Source organism: Vulcanisaeta sp. EB80 (assembly GCF_002078205.2).
Map to the genome: position 1 here is coordinate 1 of NZ_LCWN02000054.1, position 15,631 is coordinate 15,631.

A 15,631-nucleotide genomic window follows, 5' to 3' on the forward strand; every position below is an offset into this window, starting at 1 on the left:
CTCAAAGCTAAATATAATGCTAAGGTTGATCACCATGTGCACGGAGATCACGCAGGCGTTGTGGCATCAATAACAGTTACAGGCAAGGATGCAATCAACGTATTCAGGAACATAATCGACGATGCAAAAAACTGTGAAAGCTGCATACTGGCTGGTGTTGATGGTGAAATGCACTTGGGCGATGATGTCAGTGTGATATTCTTTGGCGATAGTTATAAACTAACATTCATATTGCCTGCCCAGGATGGGAGACGCTTAATAATTAACGAAGTCAACACCTAAGGTCTAACCCCTAGGTGTATCTCGATATACCTCTTCATCGTATTATAGTCCACAGCACCTATGACCCGATAAACCTCCTCACCATTTCTGAGAAGTATTGTTGTTGGTATTGACATGACACCATACTCGGCGGCTATTTCTGGATCTTCATCAACATCCACACGCCCAAACAACACTTTGCCTGCAAATACTTGAGCCAACTTATTGAGTATGGGCTCCATGATCTTACAGGGTATGCACCAGTCAGCGTAAAAATCAATCACCGCTGCAGCGCACTCCTTAATTGATGACATGAGATTTGAACCATTAAGCATCAGTATGCCATTAGGGCACATCTTTAGACCTTGTTTCTCACTTCGTGTCTCCTTAGCCCGAGACATTATGATCCTCCTATACACCTTCTCGAGTAACTCCCTATCCTCCTCACCCATCTGCGTTAATCATTAAATACCCTTTTTAAGGCATTGGCGTCTGTCCAGGCTTGGTTGATCTATTTGGTGATCTCAATACCGTAAATCCTTTCAATATTTTCAACACAAAGCCTATGAAGGAAATCCTCATTTATTACGCCATTAATTACGTAATTCCTCAATTTTCTAACGAGCGTCCACGGCGGAATCACAGCCCCAGGTCTCTTTGGATCATCTATGAAATCACTCTCAACAACAAAGCCCGGACCGTGCTTAATAGCCTCCTCAAACTCCCCCTTCCTACCCATCGGTATTGATGGCATAACGTTATTCGTGAAGGCCGTATCTATGGCTATGGGCTGTGCATGATGCATAACCACACTATACGGTTTATTACCCACCCTCCTGACCATGTCCACTATCGATGACGCCGTAGTTACACCATTCCTCTCCAGGTGCAGATGGACAATAGCACCCACATCCTTAGCAACGCCTAAGCCATACATTATTAATTCATTGAAGAGGTCCATAACTTGGGAAGGAACATCCCAATGAGGTCTACCAATCTCACCTATGCCCATGGCCTTACCATCCCTCACATACTCAGCCGCAAGGTCTATGCCCTTCATCATGAAGTTCTTAACCTCCTTCATGGACCAACCACGCCTCAGCAGCTCATAACCCTCGGCTGGGTGTAATCCGATTACCGCGACGGATTTTACGCCCTCCTCATTTATTATTCTCGCTGACTCTATAGTTACATCATACATCTTCCTAACACTCTCTAGATCACCAGGTGTTAGATTTAGGCTCCAGGTTAGTAGGGCTACAATGACTATGAAGACACCACCCTCTCTCCTAAATCTCCTGGCGAGCTCCTTAGGTCCAATTCCAATCATTGGGTTTGTGTGGGCGTGGTTATCGCAGAGTGGTAATCCTTCCTGCACCACCCATGCCTTTTATAGAGGGTTATAATCATTACTTGGTGTTGCTTGGGAGGCTGTTGATTGAGGAGTTGAAGAAATTGGGGATACGGAGGTTATGCGTGGGTAGGTTGAGGTGTGGTGATTATTTACCCCAATGCATAGCCGTATCGCTACTGCTAGGTAAGTATGTGGTGTGTGGTGGTGGCTATGGTGGTCGCACAGTCCTTAGGGATGATGATTTAGAGATAACGGCACTAACCAAAGACGGCATACCCTGCGATGCGAGATTAGTTAAGCCTAGTAAGTGCCCAAATCCAATCCGCATAGAAATGCCAATTCCTAGTAAACCACACTTTATCATAGACCTAACCCTTTGGGGAGAACATACCGAGACCGAGAGAAATGAGCTTGTTGAGCAGGTATTAGCATCAATATCGGTTGTCAGGAGGTATCTATGGGATGGTAACCTGGAATTGTCGAATGTGCCTGACGAATTCCTTCAATACCTAGATAAATTCGCCAGGGGATTCACCAACGCGGTTGTCATTAATAAGGGCGCTCCTAGGATAGAGGGTCCCACCGTGATGCTTGATGCGGAGGGTGATTGTGTGTTGAATGAGGTGTTGATTAATGAATTCTCCACATTCATTATTGGCGGTATTGTTGATAAGGAGAGGAGGGTTAAGGGTGAGACAGGTAGGCTCTACAGGCTCCTTGGTTTGAAGGTACCTAGGTGTAGGATCGAGCTTAGAGGTTCTGTAATTGGTGTCCCGGATAGGTTGAATAAGATAATCGAGATCATACTAAGGGTGTTATTTGAGGGTAGGAGCCTTGAGGATTCAATAATAATGTCGATGTCTAAGAGGGATAGAGTAAATAGGCTATTCTATGAAATGCAAAGGGCCTCATACAGGGTCAGGGTTGGCAGTACTACAATGCTGGTAATACCTAAATCTATGATTAAGAGAATCAATTGGCTAGGCGCAACGGCAAAGGAAGTGGAGCTTGCACTCAAGAAGTCGCACGTTATTGTAATGGATGATGAAGAAATTAATAGGTACTTATCGCTGCATCAGGCAAGGCTTGGGCCTTGGACGCATAAGTACGTTATGTAATAAAGTAAAAAATAAAAAACCATGAGCCATAGCGACCTGGTTATGCCAAGACCGGCCTTAAGGTCTAGGAAGTTGAGGAGAATTAACGTGAAGACTCCAGGTGGACGTAATGTAACTCACTACGAAAAGAGGATTTCCTCAAGGCCTAGGTGTGCGATTTGTGGTAGGCCATTGAGTGGGATTGATATCGCTAGGGTAAAGACCAAGCATGTGAGGGGGCTGACCGTGTCTAGGCCGTACGGTGGTTATGTCTGCCACAGATGCTTATCACTAGGCCTTAGGTTGGCTGTTCGATTAGCCACAGTGTGATTGGTGATGGGTGTTGTTGCTATTAGTGGGCAGGCCGCCAGTGGCAAGACCACGGTAGCTAAGGAACTGGCTAATAGGTTGGGCTATAGGTTCGTGTCCATTGGGGAACTCTTCAGAAGGATAGCTATTGAGAGGGGGGTTTCCTTGATAGAGCTTCATAAGATTGCAGAGCGCGATTTTAGCATAGATAGGGCTGTGGATGAGGCGGCCATAAGCGAGGCTAGGAAGGGTAATGCCGTTATTGAGGGTCACCTAGCCGCCTGGATCTTGAGGGATGTTGCGGATGTGAGGATTTATCTAAAGGCTGACATAAGCACGAGGGCCAGGAGACTATCGAGCAGGGATGGAAAGACACTTGATGATGCCATCAATGAGGTAAGGATTCGTGAGGAATCGAATAGGAGGAGGTACTTAACCATATATGGAATTGACATCAACGATTTATCAATATTCGACCTAGTGATAGATACAACGTACATAGGTGCCGAGCAGGTTGTTGACTTAGTATATAACTATGTATATAATGTTTTGCGAAGCAAAAATCGTTTTTAACTTGGTAATACGGTACAGGGATTCGATTCAGCCTATTACCTTTCTGTACATCCTAAGCCAGGTATAGATGGATTCACCACCTGCCACGTACTTGTCCTTCATCAGCCTGTACGCACTCACGTAACCCCTGTACACCAGGTATGCATAGTAACTGTTGAGTTTTGCCTTAATTACGTTGGGCTTGTCTGACTTAGCCATGAGGAGGGCCATGTGGTATGCGTAGTATTCCCTAGTTTTTACATCACCATTCCACCACTTATCATAGAGGGTGTCGAGAAATCCTAGGTACTCATCTATCCTATCCTTGAATGGATCTCTTACATACTTCGTTAAAACATCCCTTAACTCGTCCTTCCACGTCCTAACCTCCTTCAGCTGTATAACGCTCATCAAATTAATTACTTATTTCACTTTCTATTTAAATCTTTCTCTTTTTCATAAAAAGAGAAAATGATCATGAAACCAACATCAAGGATTAAGGTTAAACTTGACCGTCTCTCCGGAGATGGCGGTTTCCCGCCGTCTCCTTCTCGACGGTCTCCCTGGAGTCGCTCACCGCAGTGGCTTGCCAACGGTCTAAAGTTAATGTGGGTTAGGGGTGGTGATAGGGGTCATGAGAATTACAACCACAAGGTCACGATCTTCAGAAGCTCCATCATAGAGAGAATAGCATTGAAGGCACCACTGTATTCAATTAGGGTTGGCTACGTAAACCCAAAGGGAACAACAAACTCGGTAGAGCACGATGAGTTAATGAGGAAGTATAGACTGGATAGGCACACAGCATCGGCATACCTAATAGCCCTACGGGGCTTGAACACCAATGGTAATAAACACTACGAATAATCATAAAAACCGAAACTACCCACGCACTCCCAAGCCATTCAGTAAATACTGGATGGCTTGGTACGAGTACTTAGCTATCAAATCTAAGAGTGTGTATGATAAATAGCCTAGTTTATAGATTATGTAACCAATGATGTATAGTAATTCACTAACCTGCCTATTACCAATACTAAGTATGTAGGACTTAACCTCAGCCTTGAATGGTGTCACTATGGTGTATATCAATGCCAACGCCACTATGACCAGGAGCACCTCGAAGAATATCCTAACGGCACTCATACAATTTAGTGCTACCCAGCCTCAATATAAAAGATATTGGTAATTTAATTCTTCAATACTAGAGACAACTTAATAGGTGGAGTTATGGTCTTAATCATAACTTTATTCATTAAAAGTCGTTGCGATTAACCCTATGGATTACGACGAGAATCCCAGGTAATGATCCAGTAAAAGCTTATTAACTCAGACCTCATCGTTGTCAACTAATGAGCAATGAGGAGCGTAAGGAGACACGAGAGGAAGGTCTCGCACCAGTGCCACCACAGGAGGAGCTGCTAATAGCCATTGAAAGATACCTAGCGGCAGGTGTTAGGCTTGGGACAAGGGTCTCAAATGCATACCTACAGAGGAGGGGCTTTGTTTTCTCAGTGAGGCCTGATGGGCTTAGGATACTCAATCTTAGGAAGATAGATGAGAGGATTAGGATCGCTGCCAAGATGATTGCCATGTATGACCCGGAAAAGGTTGTTGCCTACTCGGCCAAACCCTACGGTTTTAAGCCCGTGGAAATGTTTTGCAGGTTTGTTAGGTGTAAGGCAATAACCGGTAGGTTTGTACCAGGTACTTTCACAAACCCCAACCTGAACCACTATATTGAGACTGACTTATTGATATCCACAGACCCAAAGGCTGATGCCCAGGCAATCGAGGAAGCTGCAAGGATGGGTATACCAGTCATAGCGCTTGTTGATACGGACACCCCAATATCCTACGTCGACCTAATAATACCCTGCAATAACAAGGGTAGGAGGAGTCTGGCGCTAATGTATTGGTTACTGGCAAGGCAGGTACTGAGAGTTAGGGGTGAACTTAAGGAGAGCGAAGACCTACCTGTTCCGCCCGAGGAATTCGAGGTTAAGGTCACTGTCGAAGGTATATCGTAAGTTACCGAGGTAGTAAGGCGTTTTAAGAACAACTAAGACTTTACCTGTATGCCGCAAACAAGAAAACCAGCTGTGGCTGGGTACTTCTACGAGGCACATAGGGATAAGCTCATTGAGCAGATTGAGTGGTCAATAAGACACCCACTAGGACCTGGCCAATTAATTAAACAACCACGTGAGGGGTTCAGGTCTGTACCCATCGTCATCGTCCCACACGCAGGTTATATATACTCAGGCCCTATAGCAGCAATGTCATTCGCCGAGATCTATAGATTTCACAACCCAAGAACATTCATAATAGTCGGCCCTAATCACTACGGTGTTGGCTCCCCAGTGGCTATTTACCCAGATGGTGTTTGGGAAACACCATTAGGTTCCCTCGAAGTTGATAGTGAGGTAGCCAAGGAATTAATGAACAAGGTAAAGTATCTAGAGCCGGACGTTTACGCCTTCTCCCAGGAGCACTCGCTGGAGGTTCAATTACCCTTCATACAGTACATATTCGGTAATAACGTCAAGATAGTACCCATAGCCCTCTGGAGACAAACGAAGGACGTCGCCAGAGACCTGGGTAATGCAATCGCTGACGTAATAACAAGCCATGAATCCGGCTCAATAGTCTATGTAGCATCTAGCGATTGGAATCACTATGAACCGCACGAAATAACCACTGAGAAGGATATGAGGGCGATAGACCCGGTGCTTAAGCTTGATGAAGACTCGTTCTTTGACGTAATTGAGAGGTACGATGTGTCAGCATGCGGTTATGGCGCAATAGCCACCGCAATAGTTGCCGCCAAAAAGCTCGGGGTTAAGAACGTGGTATTACTCAGGCATGCAACGTCGGGGGACACCAGCGGGTACACGCTAGAGACAGTTGGTTACGCGAGTATAGCCTTTTACCTGTGAGTAATGAGTGATTAAGTAAAAATTGAGCCCTCAATCTTTAAACCAGGGGTTCACCATAAATCAATGCTTTATTTTCCGTACCAATGCCTGGTTCATACGGGCTGCCTTACCCATGTAATCCCAAATCCTTATTAACTCATTAAGCTTAGCGATCCTCTCACCACCTAGGATCCCACTCTTTATTATAGGTGCGCCAAACCCAACAGCTATGTGTGCTAATGTATCATACTCAGTATCGCCAGACCTATGCGAAACCACCGGCACATAACCGTTGGAAACCGCTAGCCTAACAGTATCCCACGCCCTACTTAACGTACCAATCTGGTCAGGCTTTATTATGATACCATTACCAGCACCCTCCTTAATACCCATGGATAGCCTGGACGGGTTTGTTACGAATATGTCATCACCGACTACTAGGCATTTATCGCCAACGATATCCGTCAATTCGGCAAACGACTTGAAATCTTCCTCATGAAATGGATCCTCGACAAACACAAGATTGTACTTCTCAATCAACCCCTTGATAAACTCAAGCTGTTCTTTAGGTGATCTGGTTATACCTTCATTTGTATAGACGTATTTCTCACCGTTCCAGAGATTTGATGCTGCTAAGTCAACACCAATGCCGATTTCAAAACCCACCTTATTACTGACCTCCTTAACGACCCTATTTAATATGTCAAGTGCTGTGCCTGTGGAGATTCTTGCAGACCAGGCTCCCTCATCATTACGGCCACCTGTGAATGAGGGATCCACCTTAACAAGCTCCTTAAATACCGACCTATGAACCTCTATGTTGGCCTTCAGGGCGCTGTATATATCAGGGGCTCCGTAAGGCAATACCAGGAATTCCTGAATATCAGGGCCAAGGCCCCTACTATGCTTACCGCCGCCTATCACGTTACCAAGTGGGTAGGGTAAATCCCTGGTGTTAGTACCACCAAGGTGCTGATAGAGAGGTATTTCTAGAGCGTTTGATGATGCCCTCGCAACAGCCATTGACGTTGCCACAGCCACGGCACCACCAATCCTTGAGAAGTTCTCTGTACCATCAATCTCCTCAAGCCTAATATCAACCTCACTCTGTATCGATGCATCAAGACCCATTAGGTCTGGCGCAACGGTTTTCTCAAACGTACTTACTGCCAGGTCAACATCATCGTTTGGAAAATAAACAACCTCATGAGAACCCCTAGACGCTCCAGCAGGTGCTGCAGCCTTTCCAAACCCATCCGTTAGGTAAACCTCAACCTCAACCGTTTCCTCACCCCTGGAATTAAACACCTTCCTGATACCCAAATCCTCAATTGTCGTGTCAGGCATCATTCAATGATTAGGCGAGTAGTATTAATGTGTTATTTCTTACGTAAACGTTTACTTTACGTATACATCTCCCTTCAAGATAGCATTAATGACATCAATAACTGGATAGAGTGTGTCTGAATTTATGATAACACGGGCCGTGTTGGCAACCTCCTCACTCAATGGATTATAGGCTATTGAATACCTGGCACTTTTAAGTATTGGTAGGTCCATGTCGCTATCGCCAACGGCTAAGACCTGGTCCCACGTAACACCCAGTTTTCCGAGCAAGTCCTTGATGAAGTCCTTGCTCTCAACATTAACCTTAACCGAGATTAATGAGTAATCCTCATCAAAGATTAATTCATTGCTTATGAAGTAATCAACATAGTCCTTAATCGGCACTTCGGTGTAATTAAGCCCACCACTCAGGGCGATTACTCTAATGCCATTATTCCTCAGGAGCTTTAGCAACTCCACGGCGCCTTTTCTAAGCGTTACAGGTGGTTCAACCCAAGTCTTAGGAACACCAAACCAAAGCAATGCATCCACCAAAGCCCAATCCCTGTAATTAATAAGCCCTGCCCTATATGCATCCCTATTAATTGTTGCCCAAGCATCGGTACCCAAGATCCTGTGGAGATGCATCCACGCACTCCTGAAGTATGTTAATACTCCATCAACATCTAGCACGGCGACACGTATCATCACTCAACACCAATGCGCGTACCCTTAATTGGTAGCCTATTATTAATAAGCCATTTCTATAAACTGCTTGGGAGTTCTCGACCGTAACGGATACGGGCAATTGCCTAATCAATAGGTACTTCCTACCATCACCCTCAGCCTTAATGAATATCTTATCCTCACCAACGAGCTTCACGGTTATACCCTCCTTGTTAATCCCTGGAATTTCAACCTCAATCACCAGGTAATCATCCTCAACCATCATTGAGTACCTGGGCTCTTTATAATCACCTGTCCGAATACCCTGGCCCTCATAGGCGCCACCAATACCTATCCTAATGAATATACCCATATCCATTGATGTAGTGTTTTGCATAGAAGCATTTTTTAAGGAATTAATTACGTTGCGTTGGTGTATGCCCAAAGACTTCAGGTTTTGGTCGCAGAATCCCATATCTAGTCTCGAGATGCGTGTGATTGATAGTAACTCGGTCTTTGTGGGTATTGATAGGCATTTACTCATGGAGAACGCCGGTAGGTCCGTGGCTACGGTAGTCGTCGAGAGGTACCCAAATGCCAAGAGGGTTCTTGTTGTGGCTGGTTTGGGTGATAACGGAGGCGACGGGCTTGTGGCTGCTAGGTACCTACATTCCTGGGGTAGGGACGTGAAGGTGATACTTCTTGGGCGCATTAGCGATGCTAGGGAGGAGTTGGTTGTTGATAACCTAGCAATACTTAGGAACCTGAATATCGAGATCATAGAGGCCACGACACCCTACGACCTATTGGCAAACCAAGAACTTTTTCATCCCTGGGCTGAGGTTATAATCGATGCGATAATCGGAACAGGCATCAGAGGTATCCTCAGAGAGCCCCAGGCCACAGCCATTGAATTAATCAATAAGTCCGCCGCCTACAGGGTTGCCGTGGACATACCGAGCGGTTTAGACCCAGATACTGGCGAGGTTAGGGATATCGCAGTTAAGGCCCATGTAACTGTCACAATGCATAGGCCGAAGACAGGCCTCGTTAAGGAGGGTGCTTCACAGTACGTTGGTGAGCTGGTGATTGCTGACATCGGTATACCTGAGGAGGTAGAGCACGTGGTTGGACCCGGTGATGTGTATTACCTAAACTACGCAAGGAGACCTGATTCTAAGAAGGGTGATAATGGTAGGGTATTGCTAATCGGCGGCTCTAAGGAGTTCACGGGCGCAATATACCTAGCCGCAAAGGCTGCACTGAGGAGTGGCGTTGATTTATCAATAGTGATGGCTCCTCGAGACGTTGCCAGAGACATAAGGTCTCACGATCCGAGCATAATAGCAATACCCCTCGATGGGGATTACCTGGCGATAAACCATGTTGACCAGATAATGGAGCAGATGGGTAAATCTCACGTTATCGCCATAGGCCCCGGCCTTGGACTTAGGGAGGAGACAATGAAGACCGTTGTTGAATTAGTCTCGAGGGCTGTTGATATAGGTAAGAAGGTCGTTATTGATGCCGACGCGATAAAGGCCATTGGTGAATTAAAGAAGCAGGATCTCATTAGGAAGGGTGTTGTTGTAACACCCCATGCTGGCGAGTTCAAGTGGTTAACGGGTATTGACATAACCGTTGATGGGAATCCCTGGTCAAGGGCCCAAAGAGTTAATGACATCGTCAAATCCCTATTTAAGGGTGGTGTGATCCTCCTCAAGGGTAATGTTGACATCATCAGTGATGGGCAGAGGTATAAGCTTAATTTCACGGGTAACCCTGGGATGACCGTTGGAGGTACCGGAGATGTGTTAACGGGTGTTGTTTCGGCACTAGCTGTCAAGGTAAATGATGTATTCGAGGCCGCAGCGCTCGGCGCCTTCATTACGGGGCTTGCTGGTGATATGGCCGTTAAGGAGTTTGGTTATCACATAACCCCCGTGGATGTTATAGAGAATATACCAAAGGTCTTCAGGAGACTCATTAATGTGGACTCTATAATTAATGCGTCAATTCATATATCAGCACAGAAGCTACTTAAATAATGAGCTAATCAATGCCGTGGTTAAGTCCTTAACTTTTCTGGCATTAGTAATTTCTGTCTCTCATAAGCGTAGCTCCTTGCCTCTCTAACCATGTTGAGTATATTCAGGGGCGAGGCTCCGGATTTAGCTAGGTCTAGGATGTTTTTGGCTGTGGTTATCAATTTTAAATCATACTCCACAAGTCTCTCCAAATCCTCAGGGTAAACCTTAAACCTATCATGCATACCCGAATCACCAAGCGGCGCATTAAAGACCTCACTTATTAATTTCCTCAACTCCGAAAGCAATGCCTCATACTGCTGAATGGCAGGGTCAAAGGGGTTGGATTGGGCTATGGTGGCTTCATTAGCCTCTATGATGCCTCTTGCCTCCTCAAGTAATTGGGTTACGGCCTTCCTAACGAGGAAGTCGTCCTGCCTAATCAAATCCTTAACCTTATACCCCCTGAATCCAGGAACCATTAATTGCAACTTCTCAAGTGGGGTCAATGGTGATTCTGAGATTGGCGTAGTTGGCTCATTACCCTGACTGGACACAACCCTATACCTAAAAACATGGTTTTAAACCTATTTCCTTGCAAAATAGAATTTACTCCCCAAATAACCACCAACTACGCCAGCTATTACATTAACTACTATGAATAAACCAATCCTCGTTCTTAATGGATCCGTGTAGGCATCGAATACTATGGATAGTATTGCTAGGGCGATTATTGTGAATATAACCACCCTCTGGGTTGCCCTGAATATCCCCATGTAACCCATGAGTTCCTCTGACCTATATGGCTTTACGAATATTATTAACAACCCATATAGAGCTAGGATTAGGAAAAATGAGACCCAGTATCCCCTTATATATATCCCTTTATATATTGCCCAGATTGGGCTTAGGACCAGGGGCGTTGGGTAGAACATATTCGCCAAGGCCTCCAAAGCCAGCGTTAATACGGAAACTAGGAATGAGTAACCAACTCCAGCAACCACACCATATCTGACCTCTCTGGTGCTCATGGTCACGAGAATGATGATGCGGCAGGTTTTAAACAATTCTCACAGTAATTCACGTGAGATCACACATTATCTACTCTAAATTCCCCCTCCCTTCTCTCTTCAGGTTTAGTCTCCGGTTTCTGTGTCGGTGGTGCCAACTGTGTTACTGGCACTTGTGTTGTGGGTAACCAACCTGCTCCACCTACGAGTAGGTTTATTGGGTAGTAAGGCACGCCAAGCATCATGTTGGTTGCAGCAGGGTCTGAGCGTTGTGCCATTATTTCGGCTAACCTAGCCCTAATCGCCGTGTTTAAGTCAAGTCCAAGTGCTGAGAACTGTATCACCCTCCTCATTGTTTCATCCTCGGGCTCCAGCCTAACCAACCTACATGCTATTAGGTTTACACCCATTTCCTCCATTACCGACCTAAGCGATGCTGTGATTGCATCGGTTATTTTGTGCAGGTTGGCATAGACTTCACTTAGGGATATCATGTTTAGTATTTGGGAAACCGCTTGATCAATGATGGGTGATAGGTACATTGCGAAGTCATTAACCGTGTACTTCAACTCACCAAATTGCACACTATTCACTAACTTAACAGGGTCTGATATTGTGAAGTAATAGGCTACTTGATACTTCATAGGTACAAGTTCCTTTGTTTGTGTAACACCCTCACTCCTAGCCTCATGCCTAGCCGTGCTCACAAATAATACTTCTACCTCCCATGGTATATTACCTGCGTATTGGAACTTCGCGAAGAATTGTGACACAGGGTTCGCTGGCGTTTGTAAATCATGCGCGCCCGGGTCAAACACACCCGTTATTTGCCCCTGGATCCTAACAACAGCTTTTTGGTTTGAATACACTATGAGCCTTGACCTAGTCCTAACATCCACTGAGTGATACTTCACTATTAAGTCATTTGCGCCCATCTCATCCCTTCCATCTTCCCTAAGCGTAGATATTACCTGGGCCCTAATGGACATAGTAACGGTATAATTCCACCAGGACTTTAAGGTTTTACTCTCAATGTAAATATAATATAAATAATATAGAGAGTTATACTCGAATATTCAGCAGTCTGGAAGGACATCATTAATTCCTAAAATCCTCAGCGTCCACCATTCTCATCATTAACTCATTAATTCATGCGTGTCCTGAATATTAACCTTTATGCAGTGGTACATCGAGTACATACTTACTCCTGGCCCTTGTTTTTTGCGATCTCCTGATATCCGTTACTATATCCAGTGGATTATATGTAATGGTTACATTAACGTAATCATCATCTGCACAAGCCACAATATGAATGACTGGGTCCTTAAGGAGTAATACCTCGCAGTCAGTGTCGAGGTTTCCATAATCACCAATCAATTGCTTTCTCAATGCTAACCACAGCATCCTCCTCATAACTACTGTTTCCCTAATCATTACATTACATAATTCAACTCACAAATAAATAAGGATTACCCCATTAACAATCAAAGAAAGTGCTAGGTTTAATTATTTATTTTCAATTACAAATAAAACATAGCAAGCATTTTTACAAGAACCTCCCTTAATAATCCTCGAGACAACCCACGACAAGTGAGGCGTTATAAGTATCAATAGCAACCTTTAACTCACAACAACATCCATAAAGCCCGTGGGTAATGAGTTAATAACTAGGAGGGTTCACACCGATTCTGGCGCATTGACGCTGCTCATTATTAATTATGTGATGGCCTTATCCTCCTTATTAATTATAAATAGGGCCTATTTAAGCATTGTAAGGATTATCCTGGTAACAGGACTTGCGGCTTTAAACTTCATTAGTCTAGTCAGGGTACATCTAAGCCTAGTGTCTAAAGGGGGATTATTTAGTTACTTACTATTCCTAGTAAACATACTACCGTACGCAGTACTACTTACTCACCCAGGACCTTGGTTGCTCATACCCATAATACCATTAGTATTGTTTATACTCGAGATTGTTCGTGGTCGGGGTAGGTCCGTTATTGCTAATGCCTCAGGTACGGCGTTAATAGCCTCATCTTTCATTGCCTGGTATGTACTAATGGGTGGTGCATTGATCATGAGCATTATTGCAATATCGCTTATGTGGGTTATTTATCACTCATTTAATGCCCTTTATGTGGAGGGTAAAATGCCATTTAGGAGTGAGGTTAAGCCTTGGTATTCCTCAGTTCTTTGGTTAGTGGCCTTGCCACCGCTTGCCTATTTAATGTATACCATGGTTAATCCATTATTCCTATTCGTACTTGCGGAACCCACCGCCAGGGCTTTAGTCGCGGTTAGGGAGCGTAAATTATCCACAAGCAACCTCAGGGCTAGGGTGAGGAGAATTGGTGTTGGTCTGCTAATAGAGTCCTTGGCCCTGGCTGTTTTAATCCTTGTTCTGCTTTACATAATCTCTTAACCTTGGTATAATATAACGCCTGAGTACCAGTTAAGTGTTGAGCCTGGGGCTTGTATTACGATTTCCCAACATGGGTAATTCGTTATCCTTATCGTGATTGTCTCTGGCGACGTGACACTGGTTGAGTATATTGGCACACTTATTTGCGTGCCAGGCACTGTGTAGCAGAGTATCGTCACGTTACCACCAGGCGGTATACTTAGGTTTATGAGTAGTGATGCAATGAGTGTTAGGTTACTGAATTGGAATAGTGTGTATGATTGCTGTATTGTTGTGTATGGTGCCCCATACAATTGATAATACATTGTGGCCTCGCTTTGTATAGTGTTTAATGAATTAATGATTTCCGTATTGTTATCTGCAACGTAGTTACTGACATTTATTACGGCATTATATACCGTGTTCCCCACGGTGTTTATTTCCGAGGTTAGGTTGTTCTCTATGTTATTTTGAACATTGTATAGGGAATTCACTATCGTGGTGTTTGTATTCACTATGGCCTTTATGATTCTCGTACTGTTCCTATTGATTGTAGATATTATGTTTGTGGCGTTGATGCGTTGGTAGTAGTAAATGCTGTTGAGTGTTGCCATTACGTCGCTGAAGTATTCAGCTAGATCCTGGTAAATTGTTCTTGTTATGTTAAGAATCTCAGCCGTTGAATAATTAATTGGCGATAGGTACTGCTGCTGTATCGTGTATTCTTGGGCGAGTAAATTACCTGCGCTTGTCTTGATTGGGTCTAGATATAGTGCTATAATTATTATTAATAGTGCAATTATAACCGCGAGCAACGCCAGGGTATATCTCGAATTCCACACCATATCATTAATAATCAATACCGTAGTTTTTTATTAGTTTCGGAGTTCACAGAGTTTACCTAGGTTAACAACCAATAAATAACTATAGAGAAATAGTTATAAGGATGTAGGTAATAGTAGACCTAATGATGCCGAGCACACCCGATGAGGTGGATCGGATCCTTCGTAATAGCATGAGCGATGAGATGTACCGAAGGTTGATGGAGATAAGGAATTATGAGCTTCACAAATTTATAGCCTGGGCAGTGGATCTCTGTAAACCATCTTCCGTATTTATATCCACCGGGAGCCCTGAGGATCTCGAGTACATTAGGAGGAGGACTATCGAGGTGGGTGAGGAAATACCTCTCAAGACCCCTGGACATACCGTCCATTTTGACAGCCCTCTCGATCAAGCAAGGGCTCGTGAGGATACGGCAATATTACTACCGGGTGGTCAAAAGTTACCGTTCATAAGGACTAAGGATCGTGATGAGGGTCTTAGGGAGATGTTCTCGTTGCTTAATGGTATCATGAGGGGTAGGGAGATGCTGGTTGGCTTTTATTCACTTGGTCCGAAGGGTTCACCCTTTAGTATATTGGCTGTTCAAATAACGGACTCCTACTACGTGATGCATAACGAGAACATACTATATAGGCTCGCCTATGATGAGTTTGTTAGGCAGGGCGAGGGGGTTAGGTTTCTCAAGTTTGTTCATTCTCAGGGAGAATTGAATGAGATGAAACAAAGCAAGAACATTAAGCAGAGGAGGATATACATAGATTTACTCAGCGAGACTGTCTATTCCGTAAACACGCAATACGGTGGTAACAGCATAGGCCTGAAGAAGTTGGCGCTTAGGCTCACGATTAAGAGGGCTATGGAGGA

20 protein-coding genes and 2 pseudogenes are annotated in these 15,631 nt (G+C 44.4%); 10 read left to right on the forward strand and 12 right to left on the reverse strand.

Going from position 1 to position 15,631, the window contains the following annotated elements:
• Nucleotides 1-282, forward strand: a pseudogene (locus tag B7L70_RS09085) (hypothetical protein); the annotation flags it as partial.
• Here B7L70_RS09085 and trxA read toward each other — a convergent pair.
• Nucleotides 279-713, reverse strand: coding sequence for a thioredoxin (trxA, locus tag B7L70_RS09090; RefSeq protein ID WP_081227535.1), 435 nt, complete (start codon nt 711-713; stop codon nt 279-281). The pseudogene B7L70_RS09085 and the gene trxA overlap by 4 nt on opposite strands.
• 59 nt (nt 714-772) lie before the next feature.
• The gene (locus B7L70_RS09095; RefSeq protein ID WP_081227536.1) at nt 773-1,639 is read right to left on the reverse strand and encodes a TatD family hydrolase; all 867 of its coding nucleotides are present in this window, start codon (nt 1,637-1,639) and stop codon (nt 773-775) included.
• A 38-nt stretch (nt 1,640-1,677) separates the two neighbouring features.
• Between B7L70_RS09095 and trm10 the strand changes: the two genes are divergently transcribed.
• The 3 genes from trm10 to cmk are packed head-to-tail and all read left to right on the forward strand — an operon-like array spanning nt 1,678 to nt 3,594.
• Nucleotides 1,678-2,733, forward strand: coding sequence for a tRNA (adenine(9)-N1)-methyltransferase Trm10 (gene trm10, locus B7L70_RS09100; protein WP_081227537.1), 1,056 nt, complete (start codon nt 1,678-1,680; stop codon nt 2,731-2,733).
• A 42-nt stretch (nt 2,734-2,775) separates the two neighbouring features.
• Complete coding sequence (locus B7L70_RS09105; protein WP_081227538.1) at nt 2,776-3,042, forward strand: 50S ribosomal protein L34e; 267 nt, start codon at nt 2,776-2,778, stop codon at nt 3,040-3,042.
• A gap of 6 nt (nt 3,043-3,048) precedes the next feature.
• Nucleotides 3,049-3,594: a (d)CMP kinase gene (cmk, locus tag B7L70_RS09110; RefSeq protein ID WP_081227539.1), complete on the forward strand. Its 546-nt coding sequence runs from the start codon at nt 3,049-3,051 to the stop codon at nt 3,592-3,594.
• A gap of 27 nt (nt 3,595-3,621) precedes the next feature.
• Here the strand turns inward: cmk and B7L70_RS09115 are convergent, their stop codons facing one another.
• Nucleotides 3,622-3,984, reverse strand: coding sequence for a hypothetical protein (locus B7L70_RS09115; protein WP_081227540.1), 363 nt, complete (start codon nt 3,982-3,984; stop codon nt 3,622-3,624).
• Nucleotides 3,985-4,050: 66 nt separating this feature from the next.
• Here B7L70_RS09115 and B7L70_RS09120 point away from each other — a divergent pair, with 66 nt between their 5' ends.
• A complete protein-coding gene (locus tag B7L70_RS09120; RefSeq protein WP_143701605.1) occupies nt 4,051-4,440 on the forward strand; it encodes a hypothetical protein in 390 nt (129 codons plus the stop codon).
• Between the two features lie 15 nt (nt 4,441-4,455).
• On the opposite strand, the gene B7L70_RS09125 is transcribed toward B7L70_RS09120, so the two are convergent.
• Nucleotides 4,456-4,719, reverse strand: a complete 264-nt coding sequence (locus tag B7L70_RS09125; RefSeq protein ID WP_081227542.1) for a hypothetical protein — start codon at nt 4,717-4,719, stop codon at nt 4,456-4,458.
• 206 nt (nt 4,720-4,925) lie between these two features.
• Here B7L70_RS09125 and rpsB point away from each other — a divergent pair, with 206 nt between their 5' ends.
• Together rpsB and amrB are read left to right on the forward strand one after the other, a co-directional pair.
• Nucleotides 4,926-5,603: a 30S ribosomal protein S2 gene (rpsB, locus tag B7L70_RS09130; protein WP_081227543.1), complete on the forward strand. Its 678-nt coding sequence runs from the start codon at nt 4,926-4,928 to the stop codon at nt 5,601-5,603.
• Nucleotides 5,604-5,651: 48 nt separating this feature from the next.
• Nucleotides 5,652-6,512, forward strand: coding sequence for an AmmeMemoRadiSam system protein B (gene amrB / locus B7L70_RS09135; protein WP_081227544.1), 861 nt, complete (start codon nt 5,652-5,654; stop codon nt 6,510-6,512).
• A gap of 60 nt (nt 6,513-6,572) precedes the next feature.
• On the opposite strand, the gene B7L70_RS09140 is transcribed toward amrB, so the two are convergent.
• Genes B7L70_RS09140 through B7L70_RS09150 form a run of 3 tightly spaced genes read right to left on the reverse strand, consistent with a single transcriptional unit; the run spans nt 6,573 to nt 8,856 of the window.
• Complete coding sequence (locus tag B7L70_RS09140) at nt 6,573-7,838, reverse strand: enolase (protein ID WP_081227545.1); 1,266 nt, start codon at nt 7,836-7,838, stop codon at nt 6,573-6,575.
• A gap of 51 nt (nt 7,839-7,889) precedes the next feature.
• Nucleotides 7,890-8,525 carry an HAD-IB family phosphatase gene (locus B7L70_RS09145; protein WP_081227546.1) on the reverse strand — a complete coding sequence of 212 codons (636 nt, stop codon included), beginning with the start codon at nt 8,523-8,525 and terminating at the stop codon, nt 7,890-7,892.
• Nucleotides 8,497-8,856: an Hsp20/alpha crystallin family protein gene (locus B7L70_RS09150; protein WP_238376187.1), complete on the reverse strand. Its 360-nt coding sequence runs from the start codon at nt 8,854-8,856 to the stop codon at nt 8,497-8,499. Before B7L70_RS09150 ends, B7L70_RS09145 begins: the two co-directional genes overlap by 29 nt.
• Nucleotides 8,857-8,920: 64 nt before the next feature.
• Here B7L70_RS09150 and B7L70_RS09155 point away from each other — a divergent pair, with 64 nt between their 5' ends.
• On the forward strand, nt 8,921-10,531 hold the full coding sequence (locus B7L70_RS09155) for an NAD(P)H-hydrate dehydratase (protein ID WP_081227547.1): 1,611 nt from the start codon (nt 8,921-8,923) through the stop codon (nt 10,529-10,531).
• Between the two features lie 20 nt (nt 10,532-10,551).
• On the opposite strand, the gene B7L70_RS09160 is transcribed toward B7L70_RS09155, so the two are convergent.
• The 4 genes from B7L70_RS09160 to B7L70_RS09175 all read right to left on the reverse strand — a co-directional run bounded on the left by B7L70_RS09160 (nt 10,552) and on the right by B7L70_RS09175 (nt 12,954).
• Nucleotides 10,552-11,067: a hypothetical protein gene (locus tag B7L70_RS09160; protein WP_081227548.1), complete on the reverse strand. Its 516-nt coding sequence runs from the start codon at nt 11,065-11,067 to the stop codon at nt 10,552-10,554.
• A gap of 30 nt (nt 11,068-11,097) precedes the next feature.
• Nucleotides 11,098-11,541, reverse strand: a complete 444-nt coding sequence (locus tag B7L70_RS09165; protein WP_081227549.1) for a hypothetical protein — start codon at nt 11,539-11,541, stop codon at nt 11,098-11,100.
• 59 nt (nt 11,542-11,600) lie between these two features.
• Nucleotides 11,601-12,509 (reverse strand): SPFH domain-containing protein, encoded by a 909-nt coding sequence (locus tag B7L70_RS09170; protein WP_081227550.1) that lies wholly within the window; start codon nt 12,507-12,509, stop codon nt 11,601-11,603.
• Nucleotides 12,510-12,687: 178 nt separating this feature from the next.
• Nucleotides 12,688-12,954 carry a hypothetical protein gene (locus B7L70_RS09175; protein ID WP_081227551.1) on the reverse strand — a complete coding sequence of 89 codons (267 nt, stop codon included), beginning with the start codon at nt 12,952-12,954 and terminating at the stop codon, nt 12,688-12,690.
• 214 nt (nt 12,955-13,168) lie between these two features.
• Here B7L70_RS09175 and B7L70_RS09180 point away from each other — a divergent pair, with 214 nt between their 5' ends.
• Nucleotides 13,169-13,942: a hypothetical protein gene (locus B7L70_RS09180; RefSeq protein WP_081227552.1), complete on the forward strand. Its 774-nt coding sequence runs from the start codon at nt 13,169-13,171 to the stop codon at nt 13,940-13,942.
• Here B7L70_RS09180 and B7L70_RS09185 read toward each other — a convergent pair.
• Complete coding sequence (locus tag B7L70_RS09185; protein ID WP_081227553.1) at nt 13,939-14,766, reverse strand: hypothetical protein; 828 nt, start codon at nt 14,764-14,766, stop codon at nt 13,939-13,941. The genes B7L70_RS09180 and B7L70_RS09185 overlap by 4 nt on opposite strands.
• 122 nt (nt 14,767-14,888) lie before the next feature.
• On the opposite strand from B7L70_RS09185, the pseudogene B7L70_RS09190 reads away from it, so the two are divergent.
• A pseudogene (locus B7L70_RS09190) lies at nt 14,889-15,631 on the forward strand (phosphoenolpyruvate carboxykinase (GTP)); the annotation flags it as partial.